Source organism: Vallitalea sediminicola (assembly GCF_054408565.1).
Genome location: NZ_BTPT01000232.1, coordinates 1 through 215 on the forward strand (window position 1 = coordinate 1; position 215 = coordinate 215).

Genomic DNA, 215 nt, shown 5'->3' on the forward strand with positions numbered 1-215 from the left:
AGCTATGCTAGACAACAACTAGACTGGAATAAAATGTTTGAATTGGCTATGGACCCAGTTAAAGCCAAGAAATATCGTGAAAGCTCAAAACCAGAAGATGAGAATTCTTGTTCAATGTGCGGTAAGATGTGTGCAGTACGTAATCTAAACAAAGTATTGAATGGTGAAGATATAAATATATTAAGAGATTAATTACACTTTACATTTATATATTA

At 31.6% G+C, this 215-nt stretch carries 1 protein-coding gene; it reads left to right on the forward strand.

The window, feature by feature from the left end:
• On the forward strand, nucleotides 1–192 hold a 192-nt coding region (locus ACX6CF_RS26540; RefSeq protein WP_458788387.1), incomplete at its 5' end, for a phosphomethylpyrimidine synthase ThiC.
• Nucleotides 193–215 lie beyond the last annotated feature (23 nt).